The organism is Virgibacillus halodenitrificans (assembly GCF_001878675.1).
Taxonomy (GTDB): domain Bacteria; phylum Bacillota; class Bacilli; order Bacillales; family Amphibacillaceae; genus Virgibacillus_Q; species Virgibacillus_Q halodenitrificans.
Genome location: NZ_CP017962.1, coordinates 1,776,283 through 1,793,350, shown reverse-complemented (window position 1 = coordinate 1,793,350; position 17,068 = coordinate 1,776,283). Strand labels below are relative to the sequence as shown.

Annotated in this window: 15 protein-coding genes; 2 read left to right on the top strand and 13 right to left on the bottom strand. The window is 36.4% G+C overall.

What is annotated here, in order from left to right:
- Positions 1–12: 12 nt before the first annotated feature.
- The 7 genes from BME96_RS09415 to BME96_RS09385 all read right to left on the bottom strand — a co-directional run bounded on the left by BME96_RS09415 (position 13) and on the right by BME96_RS09385 (position 8,836).
- The gene (locus BME96_RS09415; protein ID WP_071648953.1) at positions 13–996 is read right to left on the bottom strand and encodes an alpha-ketoacid dehydrogenase subunit beta; all 984 of its coding nucleotides are present in this window, start codon (positions 994–996) and stop codon (positions 13–15) included.
- A gap of 17 nt (positions 997–1,013) precedes the next feature.
- Positions 1,014–2,006: a thiamine pyrophosphate-dependent dehydrogenase E1 component subunit alpha gene (locus BME96_RS09410; protein WP_060678437.1), complete on the bottom strand. Its 993-nt coding sequence runs from the start codon at positions 2,004–2,006 to the stop codon at positions 1,014–1,016.
- Positions 2,007–2,023: 17 nt separating this feature from the next.
- On the bottom strand, positions 2,024–3,445 hold the full coding sequence (lpdA, locus tag BME96_RS09405) for a dihydrolipoyl dehydrogenase (protein ID WP_071648952.1): 1,422 nt from the start codon (positions 3,443–3,445) through the stop codon (positions 2,024–2,026).
- A 21-nt stretch (positions 3,446–3,466) separates the two neighbouring features.
- Positions 3,467–4,585, bottom strand: a complete 1,119-nt coding sequence (gene buk, locus BME96_RS09400) for a butyrate kinase (RefSeq protein WP_071648951.1) — start codon at positions 4,583–4,585, stop codon at positions 3,467–3,469.
- 52 nt (positions 4,586–4,637) lie between these two features.
- Positions 4,638–5,732 carry a branched-chain amino acid dehydrogenase gene (gene bcd, locus BME96_RS09395; protein ID WP_019378287.1) on the bottom strand — a complete coding sequence of 365 codons (1,095 nt, stop codon included), beginning with the start codon at positions 5,730–5,732 and terminating at the stop codon, positions 4,638–4,640.
- Position 5,733: 1 nt separating this feature from the next.
- A complete protein-coding gene (gene yqiS / locus BME96_RS09390) occupies positions 5,734–6,654 on the bottom strand; it encodes a phosphate butyryltransferase (RefSeq protein ID WP_060678434.1) in 921 nt (306 codons plus the stop codon).
- Positions 6,655–6,784: 130 nt separating this feature from the next.
- A complete protein-coding gene (locus BME96_RS09385; RefSeq protein ID WP_071648950.1) occupies positions 6,785–8,836 on the bottom strand; it encodes a sigma 54-interacting transcriptional regulator in 2,052 nt (683 codons plus the stop codon).
- Positions 8,837–8,969: 133 nt separating this feature from the next.
- Between BME96_RS09385 and BME96_RS09380 the strand changes: the two genes are divergently transcribed.
- On the top strand, positions 8,970–9,200 hold the full coding sequence (locus BME96_RS09380) for a DUF2627 domain-containing protein (RefSeq protein WP_019378284.1): 231 nt from the start codon (positions 8,970–8,972) through the stop codon (positions 9,198–9,200).
- 160 nt (positions 9,201–9,360) lie between these two features.
- The gene (locus tag BME96_RS09375; RefSeq protein WP_019378283.1) at positions 9,361–10,707 is read left to right on the top strand and encodes an aspartate kinase; all 1,347 of its coding nucleotides are present in this window, start codon (positions 9,361–9,363) and stop codon (positions 10,705–10,707) included.
- A gap of 111 nt (positions 10,708–10,818) precedes the next feature.
- Here the strand turns inward: BME96_RS09375 and spo0A are convergent, their stop codons facing one another.
- The 6 genes from spo0A to BME96_RS09345 form a co-directional block, all read right to left on the bottom strand.
- Positions 10,819–11,598, bottom strand: a complete 780-nt coding sequence (gene spo0A, locus BME96_RS09370; RefSeq protein WP_019378282.1) for a sporulation transcription factor Spo0A — start codon at positions 11,596–11,598, stop codon at positions 10,819–10,821.
- 262 nt (positions 11,599–11,860) lie between these two features.
- Positions 11,861–13,120: a SpoIVB peptidase gene (gene spoIVB / locus BME96_RS09365; RefSeq protein WP_033354082.1), complete on the bottom strand. Its 1,260-nt coding sequence runs from the start codon at positions 13,118–13,120 to the stop codon at positions 11,861–11,863.
- Positions 13,121–13,353: 233 nt separating this feature from the next.
- Positions 13,354–15,081 carry a DNA repair protein RecN gene (recN, locus tag BME96_RS09360; protein ID WP_071648949.1) on the bottom strand — a complete coding sequence of 576 codons (1,728 nt, stop codon included), beginning with the start codon at positions 15,079–15,081 and terminating at the stop codon, positions 13,354–13,356.
- Positions 15,082–15,110: 29 nt separating this feature from the next.
- Positions 15,111–15,560, bottom strand: a complete 450-nt coding sequence (gene ahrC / locus BME96_RS09355) for a transcriptional regulator AhrC/ArgR (RefSeq protein ID WP_019378278.1) — start codon at positions 15,558–15,560, stop codon at positions 15,111–15,113.
- Between the two features lie 37 nt (positions 15,561–15,597).
- On the bottom strand, positions 15,598–16,431 hold the full coding sequence (locus tag BME96_RS09350; RefSeq protein WP_019378277.1) for a TlyA family RNA methyltransferase: 834 nt from the start codon (positions 16,429–16,431) through the stop codon (positions 15,598–15,600).
- Between the two features lie 17 nt (positions 16,432–16,448).
- Positions 16,449–17,030: a CNNM metal transporter family protein gene (locus BME96_RS09345; protein ID WP_019378276.1), complete on the bottom strand. Its 582-nt coding sequence runs from the start codon at positions 17,028–17,030 to the stop codon at positions 16,449–16,451.
- Between the last annotated feature and the right edge of the window lie 38 nt (positions 17,031–17,068).

Sequence of the window (17,068 nt, the reverse complement as noted above, 5' to 3'; positions counted from 1 at the left end):
AAGTATGATTTTTTAAAATTCAGCTAGTTCTCGCATTGCTTTTTCTACTTTATCTGGATTAATCATAAAGAATTTTTCCATTGTTGGAGCGTATGGCATGGAAGGAACATCTGGTCCTGCTAAGCGGCTGATTGGCGCATCCAAGTCAAACAAGCAATTTTCTGCAATAATTGCTGCTACTTCTCCAATGATACTTCCTTCTTTATTATCTTCTGTAACCAATAGTACTTTACCGGTCTTTTTCGCAGCTTCAATAATTGCTGCCTTATCAAGTGGGTAGACAGTTCTAAGGTCCAAAATATGAGTGTCGATACCTTCTTCGGCAAGCTTTTCAGCAGCCTGTAAAGCAAAGTGAACACTTAATCCATAAGTGATAACAGTAATATCGGTACCTTCCCGCTTAACATCAGCTTTTCCAATAGGCAATACATAATCTTCCTCAGGAACCTCTCCTTTAAGTAAACGGTAGGCGCGTTTATGCTCAAAGAAAAGAACAGGGTCATTATCTCTTATAGCAGCTTTTAATAATCCTTTCGCATCATAAGGAGTTGATGGCATTACAATTTTCAAGCCTGGTTGGTTCGCAAAAATTGCCTCAACAGATTGAGAATGGTACAATGCGCCATGTACTCCACCACCATAAGGAGCTCGAATTGTAATGGGCACATTCCAGTCATTATTTGAACGGTATCTAATTTTAGCTGCTTCTGAAATAATTTGATTTACGGCTGGCATAATAAAGTCTGCAAACTGCATTTCAGCAACTGGCCGCATACCATACATTGCTGCACCTATACCAACTCCTGCAATAGCCGATTCAGCAAGAGGAGTATCCAATACACGAGCTTCTCCAAATTCATCATATAATCCATCAGTTGCTCGGAAAACGCCACCTTTTTTACCTACATCCTCACCTAAGATAAAGACTTTTTCATCACGTTTCATTTCTTCTTTTAATGCAGTAGTTACTGCTTGAATATAAGACATTACTGGCATTTTATTTTACTCCCTCCTTACTCTTCATAAACATATTTTAAAGCATCTTCCGGATCCGCATATGGAGCATTTTCAGCATAATCTGTAGCCTCATTAACAATTGAACCAATTTCTTGATTTAACTCTTTTTCAACTTCCTCCGTTAAAATACCTACTTCTTTAAGATAGGCTGCGAATGTTATGATGGAATCCTTTTGTTTAGCCTCTTCAACTTCATCACTTTCCCTGTATTGACGATCATCGTCATCACTTGAGTGTGCTGTTAAGCGGTAAGAAACTGCCTCAATCAGTGTCGGGCCTTCTCCATTAATTGCACGTTCTCTTGCATCTTTGACTGCTTCATACACAGCGAGTGGATCGTTTCCATCTACTGTGATGCCCGGCATACCATATCCTTGGGCCCTGTCAGAGACATTTTTACTTGCAATTTGTTTTTCAATAGGGACAGAAATTGCATATTTATTGTTTTCAACCATTGTAATGACAGGTAATTTATGTACACCTGCGAAGTTTAACCCTTCATGAAAATCACCTTGGTTGGATGATCCCTCTCCTAAAGTTACAAAAGAAACAAAGTCTTTTTTCTCCATTTTTGCAGCAAGTGCGACTCCAACTGCATGGGGAACCTGCGTAGTGACTGGTGAAGAACCAGTTAAAATCCTATTTTTCTTTTGACCAAAATGTCCTGGCATTTGTCTCCCGCCTGAATTCGGGTCCTCAGCCTTGGCAAATCCAGATAGCATTAATTCGGTAGCAGTCATTCCAAACGCAAGCACAACACCCATATCACGATAATATGGCGCAACATAATCTTTGTCTCTATCTAAAGCAAAGGAAGCCCCTACTTGTGCTGCTTCCTGTCCTTGACAGGATATGACAAACGGAATTTTCCCTGCTCGATTTAATAACCACATTCTTTCATCTAATTTTCTGGCCAGCAGCATAGTCTTAAACATTTCCAAAACTTGGTCATCAGATAAACCTAATGCTTCATGACGTTCCTTAGACATAGATCTCACTCCTTTAGTTATCCGTGAATTTGTTTTCCTTCCACTGCCAAAGCAGCTTCTCCCATTATCTCTGAAAGAGTTGGGTGTGGGTGCACTGTATTTGCAATTTCCCATGGTGTAGCGTCCAATACTTTTGCCAAACCAGCTTCAGAAATCATATCTGTTACATGCGGTCCCACCATATGAACACCTAATAAATCTTCTGTTTTTTTATCGGCAATAACTTTTACAAATCCTTCTGATTCACCATGAACAAGTGCTTTTCCAATAGCCTTAAAAGGGAATTTACCAACATTAATTTGAAAGCCTGCTTCTTTGGCTTGTTTCTCCGTTAGTCCAACACTTGCTGCTTCGGGATTAGAATAAATACAGGAAGGTATATTATTGTAATTAAGTGGTTGCGGTTTTTGGTCCGCCATATGTTCCACGGCTACAATACCTTCATGTGAAGCAACATGCGCCAGTTGCATTCCACCTATTACATCACCAATAGCGTAAATATGTGTTTCTTTTGTCTGATAATAATCATTTGTCTGTATGAAACCTTTATCAACTACAATGTCCGTATTCTCCAAACCAATATTCGTTGTATTAGCTTCACGTCCAACAGAAACAAGCATCTTGTCAGCGTTGAAATCTTTCTTTTCCCCATCAATTTCTGCCTCTATCGAAACCATATTATTAATTTCAAGTGTCTCCGGTAAGACTTTGGCACTTTTCACAAAGGTAATTCCCTTATTTTTCAACTGCTTTTCAACTTCCTTTGCAATCGCTTCATCCTCTGTAGAAAGAATATGTGGTAAATATTCAATTACTGTCACCTTTACACCAAAATCAGCTAGCATCGAAGCCCACTCAATTCCGATTACTCCGCCGCCTACAATAATTATGGAATTAGGCAACTCTTCCATCTGTAAAGCTTCATCAGAACTCATTACATATGTTCCGTCAAGAGTAAGTCCCGGTAAGGATTTAGGTTTTGACCCTGTAGCAATTAGCACATTTTTAGGAACAATCATTGTGTTTTCATCACCATTTGCATATTCAATGGAAATAGTCCCTGGCATTGGAGAAAAAATACTCGGACCCAATATCCGACCATACCCCTCAAAAACATCTATTTTACCCTTTTTCATTAGTCCTTGCACACCTTGATGCAAGTTGCTCACGATGCTTTCTTTTCTTTCTTGTACTTTAGAAAAATTTAAAGTTGTGTTTTCCGTATCTATACCAAATTCGTCAGCTTGCTTTGTCTGACGATATACTTCCGCACTCCTAAGCAAAGCTTTTGAAGGTATACATCCACGGTGCAGGCAAGTTCCGCCTAACTTTTCTTTTTCTACAACGGCTACCTGCATTCCAATTTGTGCAGCCCGAATAGCAGCAACGTAGCCACCAGTTCCTCCACCTAAAATAACTAAATCATATTCCTTTGCCATACAACTACCACTCCTTCCTAATTAACTATGTGTATATATCTTTGGCTTTTCTTCTTCACGAAGTACACGAAGTACACCTTCATTCAAGGCGTTAAGTTCATTCTCACCAGGATATGTTAATGTATCAGCTATCCAACCAACTCTTTTTGTGATCATTTCTACAAATGTCCTTCCATATGCCAATCCGCCGGTTAACACAATTACGTCTACATTTCCTTCGAGGACAGTGCTCATAGAACCAATTTCTTTTGCAACTTGATATGCCATAGCCTCATAAACTTTCAGTGAAAATTCATCTCCACTTTCAATTCTCTTTTCCACTTCTAAAGCGTCATTGGTGTTTAGATAAGCTACTAACCCACCCTTTCCAACAAGCTTTCCCATTATTTCGTCCCTATAGTAAACCCCTGAAAAACACATGGAAACAAGGTCCCCAGCAGGCACTGTTCCGGCTCTCTCAGGAGAAAATGGACCTTCTCCATGCAGACCATTATTGACATCTATTACTTTTCCTTTTTTGTGGGCCCCAACTGTGATCCCACCACCCATATGAGCTACAATTATATGAAGATCTTCATAGGAAGAACTTAAATCGGACGCAGCCCTTCGTGCAACTGCTTTCTGATTCAAAGCATGGAAAATACTTTTTCTAGGAATTTCAGGCACCCCTGAAAAACGTGCAATATCATCTAATTCATCAACAACAACCGGATCTACTATATAAGCATTTACGTTTAGTCCTGAAGCAATTTCATATGCGAGAATTCCTCCTAGATTGGAAGCATGTTCACCGTTATACCCAACCCTTAAATCGTGAAGCATCGCTTCATTAACTTGATATGTACCTCCTTCAATTGCTCTAAGCAAACCACCGCGCCCGCAAACAGAATTTAATTTTGATATATTGATACCTTCATAATCGAGCTGTTCCAATATAACTTGTTTTCTAAATTCAAATTGATCTACAACATGAGGGAAACGACTTAACTCCTCAACGTTATGACGAAGTGTCTTTTCAAAAATACAGTGCTCATTATTAAAAACGCCAATTTTAGTAGAGGTAGACCCAGGGTTAATGACAAGTATTCTGTACTGTGGTTTCAAATTATTTTCCCTCCGTTGAGAAAGTAAACAGCCCATTAGCGGACAATTTAGCCACTAATGGAACTGTTGCTCTACTAATAGCTATAGATTATCTTCTACTTAAAATATGGTGCCCATTTAATAGAAATTGGCTTCTCGAATTTCTTTCTGCTTCAATTCTTTCCTCAGCCATACGATCTGCAGCTAAATATGAAGGAATATGATCTCTTCGGGATATTTCAAATACTTTTTGTAAACTATCATAAATAGTTTCAACCTTTTTAAGTGCTCTCTCTTCATTGTAGCCAACTAATTCATCAGCTACATTTATCACACCACCAGAATTAATCACATAGTCAGGAGCATATACAATTCCTTTTTCAAAAATAATATCTCCATGTTCTGATGATTTGAGTTGATTATTAGCAGATCCGGCAATTACTTTAGCTTTTATTCTTGGAATAGTATCATCATTTACTGTTGCGCCTAAAGCACAAGGAGCATAAATATCACAATCCACATCATAAATATCCTCAGGGTCAACCGCTGTTGCATTGAATGCTTCTACTGCACGCTCGACTGCTCCTTTGTTGATGTCTGTAACAATCAGTTTAGCGCCTTCTTTATGTAAGTACTCACATAAAGCATATGCTACGTTACCAACTCCCTGTACGGCAATTGTTTTCCCTTCAAGCGAATCATCGTTAAATGCCTCTTTAGCAGCAGCTTTCATTCCTTTATAAACACCGTATGCAGTAACTGGAGAAGGATTACCTGATGAACCTGCCTCTGCTGAGATACCTGTAACAAAGTCAGTTTCCATATGGATTAAGTCCATATCTTGTACAGTTGTTCCCACGTCTTCTGCAGTGATGTAGCGACCATTTAATCCCTGAATATAACGGCCGAATGCCCTAAACATTTCTGGATTTTTATCTTTCTTTGGATCACCAATTATTACTGTTTTTCCTCCACCTAAGTTAAGACCGGCTGCAGCATTCTTATAAGTCATTCCTTTCGCCAGTCTTAAAGCATCTTCAATCGCTTCTTCTTCTGAACTATAAGTCCACATTCTGGTACCTCCCAAAGCTGGACCTAATGTTGTATCGTGAATTGCGATGATTGCCTTTAATCCTGAGCTTTTATCCTGACAAAAAACCAACTGTTCATAATCATATTTCTCCATATAAGTAAAAATTTCCATTTTAATTCTCCTCCTCAAATGTTGTTGATGATAACAAAGCTAAAGCTAATGAATTTAACTTACTCTCCGCGGAATCAGCCCTTGATGTTAGTACAATCGGAGCCTTAGCACCACTAACTACAGCTGCCACTTTTGCCTCAGCAAAATATACAAAAGACTTATATAATGTATTTCCGACCTCAATGGATGGAACCATAAGAATATCCGCTCTACCAGCAACTTCTGATTGAATATTCTTATGGTTAGCAGCTTCAGATGAAACAGCATTATCAAATGCGAGTGGACCATCAACAGTACATCCTGTAATTTGTCCTCTGACTTGCATTTGGGTTAAGATTGCTGCGTCTATTGTAGACTGCATCTCTTCGTTTACAACTTCAACTGGTGCAAGAATGGCGACTCGAGGTCGTTGGTAACCAATTCCTCTTGCTACTTTAACTGCATTTTGTATAATTTGTGCTTTGACTTTTAAATCTGGTTCTATATTCATTGCTGCATCTGTAAGAAAGAATAAACGATCTTGGCCAGGTATCTCAAATAGAGCCACATGCGATAATACTTGTCCTGACCTAAGTCCGTATTCCTTATGCAGTACGGCTCTTAACAGAGATTTAGTTGCTATATTACCCTTCATTAAAATATCAGCTTTTCTATTATGAACCGCAGAAACAGCTACCCTCGCAATTTCACTTTCCCCTTTAACATCCTCAATATTTATATACCGAGGATCTAACTCTAAAGCAATATCACTTGCAGCTGAACGTATTTTCTCAGAATCACCAACTAATAAAAAGGTACAAAAATCTTGCTCAAGAGCATATTTAATTGCTAAAAGCACTTCCTGATCAGCAGGATTTGCCACGGATACTTTCTGTTTTCTTTTCGTTCTAACTTTTTGTTTGATTTCTTCTAATGTTTGCATCATACCCTCCTAGAGTCCCTAATAAAGATAATGCAAGAAACATGCCAACCCTAAATTCCTGTAAGCGCTTTAACCACCCATAATATTACTATGCATTTTCATGCGCGTTTGCAAAATTTTGCATGCTGGATTATTCAAGTTGATGCTTTTCTAATTTATAGTATAAACTTCTTATTGAAATTTTTAATTCCTTAGCTGTTTTAGTTTTGTTAAAATTGTTCTTTTCAAATATTTTTGCAATATAACTTCTTTCATATCTTTCTACAGCCAGTTGTAAAGATTGTGCTTCAGTTAAATCATTCACAGTAGGCTGGTTTGATACTTTTGTTGTAACCCCTAGTTCGGGTAAATGCTCTAATTGAATAACTTCCTCATTAATATCCATATAAATCATTGCTCGACCTATTACATTCTCCAATTCCCTGATATTTCCCGGCCAATTATATTTTTTTAATTCCGTAAGTGCTTCATTTGATATAGATTTGACGTTTTTTCCATAATCCTGATTTGTCTTCACAATAATATGATGAACGAGTTCGGGGAGATCTGAGACCCTTTCTTGAAGGCTGGGAATAAAAATTGGCAATCGATTTAACCGATAATACAAGTCTTCCCTAAAGGTCTTATTCATTATTGCTTTTTCCAAGTTAACATTTGTGGCTGTAATCACCCTGACATCCAACGTAATAGGATCAGTTCCTCCGACGCGCACAATTTCATTCTCCTGTAAGACTCGAAGAAGTTTTGCCTGCATATTTAACGATAATTCCCCTATTTCATCAAGAAATATACTTCCAAAATTAGCTTCCTCAAATAAACCTTTTTTCCCTCCGTGTTTTGCACCGGAAAAAGCTCCCTCTTCATAACCAAATAATTCACTTTCTAAAATAGATTCTGCAATTGCCGCACAGTTTACTCGAATAAACTTATTATGCTTCCGATCACTTTCATTGTGAATAGCATGCGCAAATAATTCTTTTCCAGTACCCGACTTTCCTCTCAAAAGAACAGTTGCAGGGGTCTTCGCTCCTACTTTTGCCTGCTCCAAAGCTAACCTCATCTCTGACGAACCACCTATAATATCATCAAAAGTGTATTTCGCTTCTAAACTGCGAATAATCTGCCTTGCTCTTTTTAATTCACTTGTCAAAGAGCGGACTTCCGTAACATCATGCAAGACCCCGACACTACCTTTAATTTTCCCGTCTACAATTATTGGAGCAACGTTCACATACACATCTTTGTTGGTTGGCCCAACCTTCATTCTTACACCTCTAACCGCTCTGCGGGTCTGTAGCACTTTCATATGCATACTCTCTCCTTCAGAGATGTCCACAGATGCAGGGGCACCGACGATATCTGATTCTTTTAGACCGGTAATTTTTGTATATGCAGGATTGATCATTAAGCCTAATCCGTTTTCATCAACGACACTAATTGCTTCATCAGAGGATTGAATTATAGCTTCAAGCATTGTCTTAATTTCCTTGAGATCAGTATTTTCTTCTGCCAAATTTACTACTTCTGTAATATCCTTGAATATAGCAAAAGCACCCTGTAAATTACCGTCAGCATTGATAATTGGAATTCTTGTAGTAATTATTTGCTTTCCGTTTTCCAATACTAATTTTTGATTGACTTCTTTTCTTTTATTACGTAGAATAATCGGAAGTCTCGAATTTTGGATTACTTCACGAATTTGCTTACCTTCAAACTCATCTTTGTGTAATCCTACAATTTCCTGAGCACTTCTATTCACAAAGTCCACTTTACCTGTATGATTTACAACAATCATGCCATCTCTTATATTATTTAGAATAAGGTTTTGGTTATCCATTTGCAGGCGGATTTCTTTTAGTAATTCTTCTTTTTCATTAAAAAGCTCCGCAATTATGTAAGCTACAGTACCTGGAATAACAACAGTCTTTCTACTCCTGGTTTCTATGATCTCGTCAAGAACTTTATCGTCTCCTGTTGCTTCAATAATTATATCTATATCTTTGTCTACCCATTGTTTCCAGTCATTATCACAAGAGATATTAAATTTTCTAGCAAGACTTAACCCCTCTGCATGTATGTCTTTGTCTACTATTGCAACAATATGCATACGTTTGGTCGCGCGTAATATGTTTAAGAGCACACTGCCCCCTTTACCGGCCCCAACGATAAGTACTCGCTTCATCTCATCCCACCTTGCATTGTTTTGCATGTATTTATCATACGATACTCTGCATTTTTTAGCAAATAACCTTTCTTCCCAATTCCTACACATATTTGCTATACTAATAATAAGAAAATTTTTAAGGGGAAAAAAAATGAGTAGAACAATTGCTTTACTAGTGTTGCTAATCCCTGGTGTTATTGCTGCATTTGGAATTAAGTTAATGAGAGATTCCTTATTCGCTGACTTCTATCCGGTATTTTTCCATATAGGAATTCAGTTTTTTATAGGTTTAGTACTGTTCTTAGCAGGTATCGCATTCATTGGAGGTTTTATTGTACATAGAGACAGAAAGAAGGAAACTACAGCAAAGAAGAAGAATTAAAAGAATAGAGAAAAAAAGACGGCTACAGACCGTCTTTTTTTGTTATAGCCTCCTTTAATGCCTCCACAATCTGTTTGCTCTGACCTTATTTGTTCTGTTAAAATATAAAAAATTTTGTTATTATTAATAATAAAAAATATAGTTATCGGGAGGATTTTTGATGAAAGTTGTAAAGTTCGGCGGAAGTTCTGTGGCAAGTGCAGAACAGTTAGTAAAAGTAGGAGATATTATTAAGGAGGATGATTCAAGAAAATTCATAGTAGTGTCTGCACCAGGAAAAAGAACAAAAGAGGATATAAAAATCACGGATTTACTCATTGAATTAGGAAATACTTATATACATAAAATGGATTATAAGAAAGTTAAACAAATTATTCTTCAACGTTTTAATGATATAATTGAAAATTTAGCTTTACAACTAAGTCTATTGGACGAAATTGAAGAATCCATTGATAAAGGACTGATCGACCTGGAATATAACCTTGAAAACATCGATTGTCTTAAAGCGATAGGAGAAGATAGTTCAGCAAAAATTTTAAGTGCATACCTTCAAAAACTTGGACTAAATGCACGTTATTTAAATCCTAAACAGGCTGGAATTATCGTAAGTAATGAGCCAGGTAACGCTCATATCCTTCCTGACAGTTATAAAAAAATTCAGACCCTGCGTGAGAAGGAAGGAATTATGGTTATACCTGGTTTCTTTGGTTACACAGAAGAAGATGAACTAATGACTTTTTCCCGGGGCGGTTCTGATATCACAGGTTCAATAATTGCAGCAGGGGTTAAGGCCAGCTTATACGAAAATTTTACTGATGTGGATTCAGTCTACAAAGTTAACCCTACAATTGTTGATAATCCGAAAGAAATTAGAACATTAACTTATAAAGAGATGCGAGAATTATCTTATGCTGGTTTTTCTGTATTTCATGATGAGGCACTTATCCCTGCATTTAATGCTCAAATTCCGGTTTGCATTAAGAATACCAACAATCCTTCCAAACCTGGTACAATGATTGTCTCTGAGAAGAAACAAGATGAGAAGTGTGTTGTCGGGATTGCAAGTGACATAGGCTTTACCAGCATTTATATAAGTAAATATTTAATGAACCGAGAAGTTGGATTTGGAAGAAAGTTATTTCAAATTCTAGAAGAAGAAGGCGTTTCTTTTGAACATGCTCCTTCTGGAATTGATGATATGTCCATAATTATAAGAGAAAGCAGATTAGGGAGCGACAAAGAAGAAATCATTTTAAAACGGTTTAAAGAAGAACTACAGCCTGATCAAGTTGATATCCACCGTGATCTAGCTATAGTAATGGTTGTAGGAGAAGGTTTAGTCAGTACAATTGGCGTTGCACAAAAAGCGACAACTGCTTTTGCAGAGGCAAACGTAAATATTGAAATGATTAACCAGGGGTCCTCAGAGGTCTCTATGATGTTCGGTATTAAAAAGGAAGATTTAAGCAAGGCCGTTCGCTCATTATATTATCATTTTTTCGAATAATTAATTAAGAAAAGCGCAAGCGAACATTTAGCATTCAGATGGGACTAGAGAGATGCTTATTCTCACCTCAGTCATCAATAATGCTAAGCAATCGCTTGCGCTTTATATAACTTAACTCGCTTTATGCTCCAAACGTAACCGATCTGCAACCATAGCAATAAATTCAGAATTAGTCGGTTTAGCTTTTGTAATACTAATTGTGTAGCCAAAAAGAGCAGATATTGAGTCAATATTGCCTCTACTCCAAGCTACCTCAATCGCATGGCGGATTGCACGCTCTACTCTTGATGCCGTAGTATTATACTTTTTAGCTATATCTGGGTATAAGACTTTTGTAATAGACCCCAATAACTCGATATCATTGTATACCATTGTAATTGCTTCTCTTAAATACATATACCCCTTAATATGCGCAGGAACTCCAATCTCATGAATTATATTTGTAATACTTGCTTCTAAATCCTGCTTCTTTTTCTCTCTTTTGTTTGACTGACGCATATTTGGTGATGAAAAAGAACCATTACCCTGTACTTGACGTATTTGATCTGCCAAATGATCCAAATCAAACGGTTTTAATATAAAATAAGAAGCACCTAAATCTACTGCCTTTTTCATCACTTCTTCCTGCCCAAATGCAGTTAACATGATAACATTCGGCTTGTTACCATCTTGGTTTCTAAGTGTATTAAGAACGGCAAGCCCATCAATGTGCGGCATTATGATATCTAATAAGAGAACATCTGGCTCCATCTCTTCTAACATAGATAAACATTCTCTACCATTATGAGCAACTCCAATTACTTCTATATCGGATTGATCCTCGAAATACTCTTCCATCAATTTAACTAATTCCCTATTATCATCGACAAGACAAACTTTAACTTTTCCCACTAAAAAAATCCTCCTTTATGTAACAGTTATCTCTATTACTAATATTCTCCAAAAAATTAGAAATTCCTTCTTTTATTTAAAAAACTTTGACTTTTTTTTGTTTTACATTCTTTTTCTCTATATTACTTCAACTTACTGCATCATTTGATAAATTTAGACAAATTTGTCGAAAAATATTTATTTAAATATAACACATATTCCATAATATGGCTATATGTAAAAAATGACTTGAAATGGAGCATCTCCATAACAAGTCATTATTTTAACCAGCTTTATTTTTACTTTGTTTCTTAACATCTATACCTGCGTCCTGTAACATCCATTCAATATGGACTCCATAACCAGAGGTCGGATCATTTACAAATACATGTGTAACTGCACCTATAATTTTTCCGTTTTGTATAATTGGACTTCCACTCATTCCTTGAACAATACCTCCAGTTTTTTTGAGTAATTCTTCATCGGTTATCTTGATTACCATCCCTTTTGTTGCAGGAAATTTTTGCGGCACTGAACTGACAATCTCCACATCAAATTCTTCTACTTTTTCATCCTTCACAACAGTTCGGATTGTGGCAGGACCCTCTTTGACTTCATGTGATAAAGCAACAGGCAGTGGCTTGCCTTTTAAGTTGTTTATACTATTTGCATTCAATTTACCAAAAATACCAAAAGGGCTATTTTTAGTTATAGAACCAATTTTATTTTCTTTAATAGAGAATGTCGCTTGTTTTTCACCAGGTACACCATTATTTCCTTTTTCAATTGAAGTAACCGAAGAGTGTACAATTGTTCCATCATTAATTTGTATTGGTTTCTTCGTATCCATATCCGATATAACATGACCTAGCGCTCCATATTTTTTTGATTTTGTATCATAAAAAGTCATTGTTCCAATCCCTGCAGCCGTATCTCTTATATATAAACCCAGCTTGTATTCTTGGTCATTCTTATCCATTACTGGCTGCAATTTTTTCTCAAGTATCTCGTCTCCTCTTTTTAACCTAATATTTAGAGGGGTTTTATTTTTTGCAGCCTTACTTACAAATGGCTTTACTTCTTTCATTTCTTTTATAGGCTCCCCATCGATCTCCAAAATAACGTCACCAACCATAATATCTGCTTCTTCTCCAGGTGATACAGATCCATTCTTAATAGTAACTAAGTGGTGTCCTACTACAAGTACTCCTTTAGTCTGAAGTTGAACACCTATAGAATGCCCACCTGGTATCACTCGTAAATCATCAAGTACGGACATATCCACTTTTTTTATCGGCATTCCGGCAAGCTCATAAATAATTTCACTTCCACCAGGACTTTTAGCGTAAAAGGATGAGCCATCTATTGACTGCACACTTTTTTCAGAGGTATTACTTACTTGAATACTCTCTCCTAAAGTAGGGATTTGCACTTGGCTATTATGAAAAATTTCCAGCTCATTCGGAATGGAGAGGTAATTTTGTACAGGTGTTAGAAATGGAATAATTAACGCGGCAGCGAGAAGTAATATGCCTGTTAACATTCTTATATTTGTTTTTAAGAAATTCAACTGTGTCACTCTCCTCTTCCTAACCTATGCTTTATTTCTTCTGTGTCTTTAATTTGACCTAACAGCCATGTAAATAAACTGGTTAATGATAAGCAAAGATGTGTATCTTTTCCTTTTAAACGGTCAGCTATTTTATGTATATATGTATGTGGGCTCTTATCGTTTTTAAACAAACAAAAAAGCCAGATATTCTATTTTCTGGCTTCTTACATAAATTTATCCGTATTTTTTTGCTCTTTATAATGATTTGCTAATTCAAGCATCTCTTTTCCATGTTCTTTTGCAGTCTCGGTTAACTTAGTGCCGGTTATCATTCTGCTAAGTTCATCAATTTGTTCCTCAATTGTAAGCTCCGAGACAGATGTGAAAGTGCGCTGGTTTTTTTCAAGTTTTTTAATAAATTTGTGGGTATCTGCCATCGATGCTACCTGTGGTAAGTGTGTAATACACAGTACTTGCGAAGCTTGTGATATTTGATATATTTTTTCAGCAATGGCTTGTGCAACCCTGCCACTAACTCCTGTATCCACTTCATCAAAAATAACACTTGTAACACCTTGGTGTCTGGAAAAAATCTTTTTAAGAACAAGCATTATTCTGGAAAGCTCTCCACCGGAAGCAATTTTGTTCAATTCTTTAAGCGGTTCACCTGTATTTGTTGAAATTAAAAACCGTATTTGATCGAAACCATTTTTATGAAGAGGAAGCTTTTCTTCATTATAACCATCAACCTCTCCAAACGAAATCGCAAATGAGGCTTTTTCTAAATATAATCCTTTTAATTCTTTATGAATATTTGCAGTTAGAGAATTGGCTGCTTTTTTTCGTAAATCATGTAATTGTCTTGCTTCTAAATATGCATCTTTTTCTAATTCCTTTATTTCCTCATCCAACTTAGACAAGTGTGAATCTTTGTTAGTTATTTCTTCGATTTCCTCTTCTACTTTTCCCATATATTCCAGAATATCATTTACCGTAGCACCATACTTCTTTTTCAAACGGCTGATTTCGTTTAATCTACCCTCAAGTTCATTCAACCGGCTTGGAGAGTATTGTTGCATTTCTGTATAATTCCGTAGTTCATAAGTTAATTCCTCTAAAGCATAGTAGTGATTAGAGATTGCTTCAGCTTTTTCTTCAATAAATTTATCATATGTAGCAGCAGATTGTAGCGCCACCTGAGCTTTATTAACCCATTCCAGCCCTCGTTGCTCTCCATACAAAGCATTGTATCCATCCTGTAAAGCTTGATAAATACGTTCATAATTAACCAAGGAATCTCTTTCTTCTTCCAAGTTCTGATCTTCATCAGGAGCTAGATCTGCTTGTTCAATTTCCTTAAGTTGGAATTGAAGAAGATCTAACCGATGAGCCATTTCCTGTTCATTTTCACTTAATTTCTTATAGCGGTTTTTGAGGGATAAAAGTTTATTAAAAAGTTCTCGATATTCTTGTTTAGTTTTTCTAATTTGACCTGCATCATACATATCAAGTAAGTCGATATGATGTTCAGGATTCATAAGCGACTGCGTTTCATGCTGACTGTGAATATCAATTAGTGTCTTTCCAAACTCCCTCAATATTGCAAGTGTAACTAATTTACTATTTACCCTGCATATACTCTTCCCGTTGGCAGTAATAGTGCGTTGTAACACAATCTGCTTATCAGATATTTCTATACCATATTCTTTTCCTACTTTATAAATGGGATGGGTGTCAGAATCAATAATGAATAAGCCTTCAATCTCCGCTTTCTTAGTTCCATGTCTTACAAATTCGACAGATCCTCTGCCGCCAGCCAATAACTGCACTGCATCAATAATAATGGATTTCCCAGCACCAGTCTCACCAGTTAGAACTGTTAGTCCTTCATTAAACGTTATAGATATATCTTCAATAATCGCGAAGTCATGAATAGATAGTTCTGTTAACAATTTAATAATCACCCCAAACAAGACATTAGTTAAAGCATATCAATAAATCGTTCTTTAATAACTTCTGCTTTTTCTTCCGTCCTACAAATAATAAGACAGGTATCATCCCCACAAATGGTGCCCATAATTTCTTTCCAATCCAAATTATCAATTAATGCTCCCACTGCTTGGGCATTACCAGGTAAAGTCTTTAAAATTATAAAGTGGCTTGCATGCTCTATTTTTACAAATGCGTCATTAATTAACCGTTTTAATTTTTCTAATGGATTGAATCGTTGGTCAGCAGGAAGACTGTATTTATAGCTGCCGTTTGTGGATGGTACTTTTACAAGATGAAGTTCTTTGATATCACGTGAGACGGTAGCTTGAGTTACATTGAATCCAAGATCTTTTAAATCAGATACTAGCTCATCCTGTGTTTCAACTTCGTTTTCTGTAATTAATTCTCGAATTTTAATATGACGTTGTAGTTTACTCATTTAACACCCTCATTACGCAGACCACAAAGACCCGTAGTCATTTTTCTTTTTTATTTATTATTGTTAATTCATTATGTGCATCATCAACTAGCTTCAAAAGCTGCTTTTCATCTATTGGTTCACAATCTTCCCTATTCACCCAAGAAAGGTGAGCTAAAAATTCAATATTTCCATCTCCGCCCGTTATAGGGGAATATGTTACATCTTTGAAAGCGTATCCTTCCAACTGAGCAAAAGAAATAATTTGCTTTAAAACTTGAAAATGAACACCTCGGTCTCTAACGATGCCTTTCTTACCCACTTGCTCCTTACCCGCTTCAAATTGTGGTTTAATCAGAATTATAACATTACTATCTGCTTTTAATAATTTTTTCAACACTGGTAATATTAATTTAAGGGAGATAAATGATACATCAACAGAAGCTAAATCCGGTTGTCCATGTGCCAGCATATCTGGTGTAACATAGCGAAAGTTGGTACGTTCCATTACAATTACTCTTTCATCATTTCTTAACTTCCAATCTAATTGATTGTATCCTACATCTATCGCATAGCTTAATTTAGCTCCATTTTGTAAAGCACAATCTGTAAATCCACCGGTCGAGGAACCTACATCAATCATGATTTTATCCTGAGCAGAGATAGCAAAATAAGTAAGGGCCTTTTCAAACTTTAAGCCTCCTCTACCTACATATGGAAAAAGCTTTCCTTTAACAGTTAAAGGAATATCTTCTTCTACCTTTATTCCCGGTTTATCAATTCTTTCTTGCTCTGTGTATACAAGTCCAGCCATAATGATACGCTTGGCTTTTTCCCTTGTTTCAATTAACCCTCTTTCCACTAATAGAACATCAACCCGTTTTTTACCCATATTTAAATAATCCTTTACTACTTTTTATTTTTTGGTAATACTTTTATTTTAAATTTATTCTCAATTATTGAGATTAACTTTCCAGCAAAAAAAATGATTGAAGTAGAAGAATGTATAGCAAAAAACTTCCCAATTGCTTTGCCTCCAACTGTAATTGCTGCTACCAAGCTTGTCAATATAACAGAGAGGATGATCTGGATGGAGGACCCCTCGCCTTCACCAAATAAATTGGCAATTTGCAGCACCACAATAGCTGATGCAGTTCCACTTACAATACCAGAAATATCTCCTATCACATCATTACAAAAACTGGCGAATTTGTCTGCATTTCTTATTATTGCTACAGCTTCTTTGGCACCGTGTACTTTTTCCGCTGCCATCGCATGAAAAGGCGACTCGCTAGCAGCAGTAGCAGCAATACCAAGCATGTCAAAAATAACACCAATTAGCACAATGAGAAACACAATAACTAACCCTATCATCCACATAACTTCACCCAAAATGGAAGAAGAAATAACTGAAAAAATAGCCGCTAACACAAATGTGATAACGGCAATAGTAAGACTAAATTTTAAAGAATTTTTTATTTGGGAATTCATAATTTACCTCTGAAATCTTATTTTATTATGTAAGAAGG

Coding starts and splice junctions, on each gene's coding strand:
- BME96_RS09415 (WP_071648953.1), bottom strand. CDS start 996: ATGCCAGTAATGTCTTATATTCAAGCAGTAACTACTGCATTAAAAGAA.
- BME96_RS09410 (WP_060678437.1), bottom strand. CDS start 2,006: ATGTCTAAGGAACGTCATGAAGCATTAGGTTTATCTGATGACCAAGTT.
- lpdA (WP_071648952.1), bottom strand. CDS start 3,445: ATGGCAAAGGAATATGATTTAGTTATTTTAGGTGGAGGAACTGGTGGC.
- buk (WP_071648951.1), bottom strand. CDS start 4,585: ATGGGCTGTTTACTTTCTCAACGGAGGGAAAATAATTTGAAACCACAG.
- bcd (WP_019378287.1), bottom strand. CDS start 5,732: ATGGAAATTTTTACTTATATGGAGAAATATGATTATGAACAGTTGGTT.
- yqiS (WP_060678434.1), bottom strand. CDS start 6,654: ATGCAAACATTAGAAGAAATCAAACAAAAAGTTAGAACGAAAAGAAAA.
- BME96_RS09385 (WP_071648950.1), bottom strand. CDS start 8,836: ATGAAGCGAGTACTTATCGTTGGGGCCGGTAAAGGGGGCAGTGTGCTC.
- BME96_RS09380 (WP_019378284.1), top strand. CDS start 8,970: ATGAGTAGAACAATTGCTTTACTAGTGTTGCTAATCCCTGGTGTTATT.
- BME96_RS09375 (WP_019378283.1), top strand. CDS start 9,361: ATGAAAGTTGTAAAGTTCGGCGGAAGTTCTGTGGCAAGTGCAGAACAG.
- spoIVB (WP_033354082.1), bottom strand. CDS start 13,120: ATGTTAACAGGCATATTACTTCTCGCTGCCGCGTTAATTATTCCATTT.
- ahrC (WP_019378278.1), bottom strand. CDS start 15,560: ATGAGTAAACTACAACGTCATATTAAAATTCGAGAATTAATTACAGAA.
- BME96_RS09350 (WP_019378277.1), bottom strand. CDS start 16,431: ATGGGTAAAAAACGGGTTGATGTTCTATTAGTGGAAAGAGGGTTAATT.
- BME96_RS09345 (WP_019378276.1), bottom strand. CDS start 17,030: ATGAATTCCCAAATAAAAAATTCTTTAAAATTTAGTCTTACTATTGCC.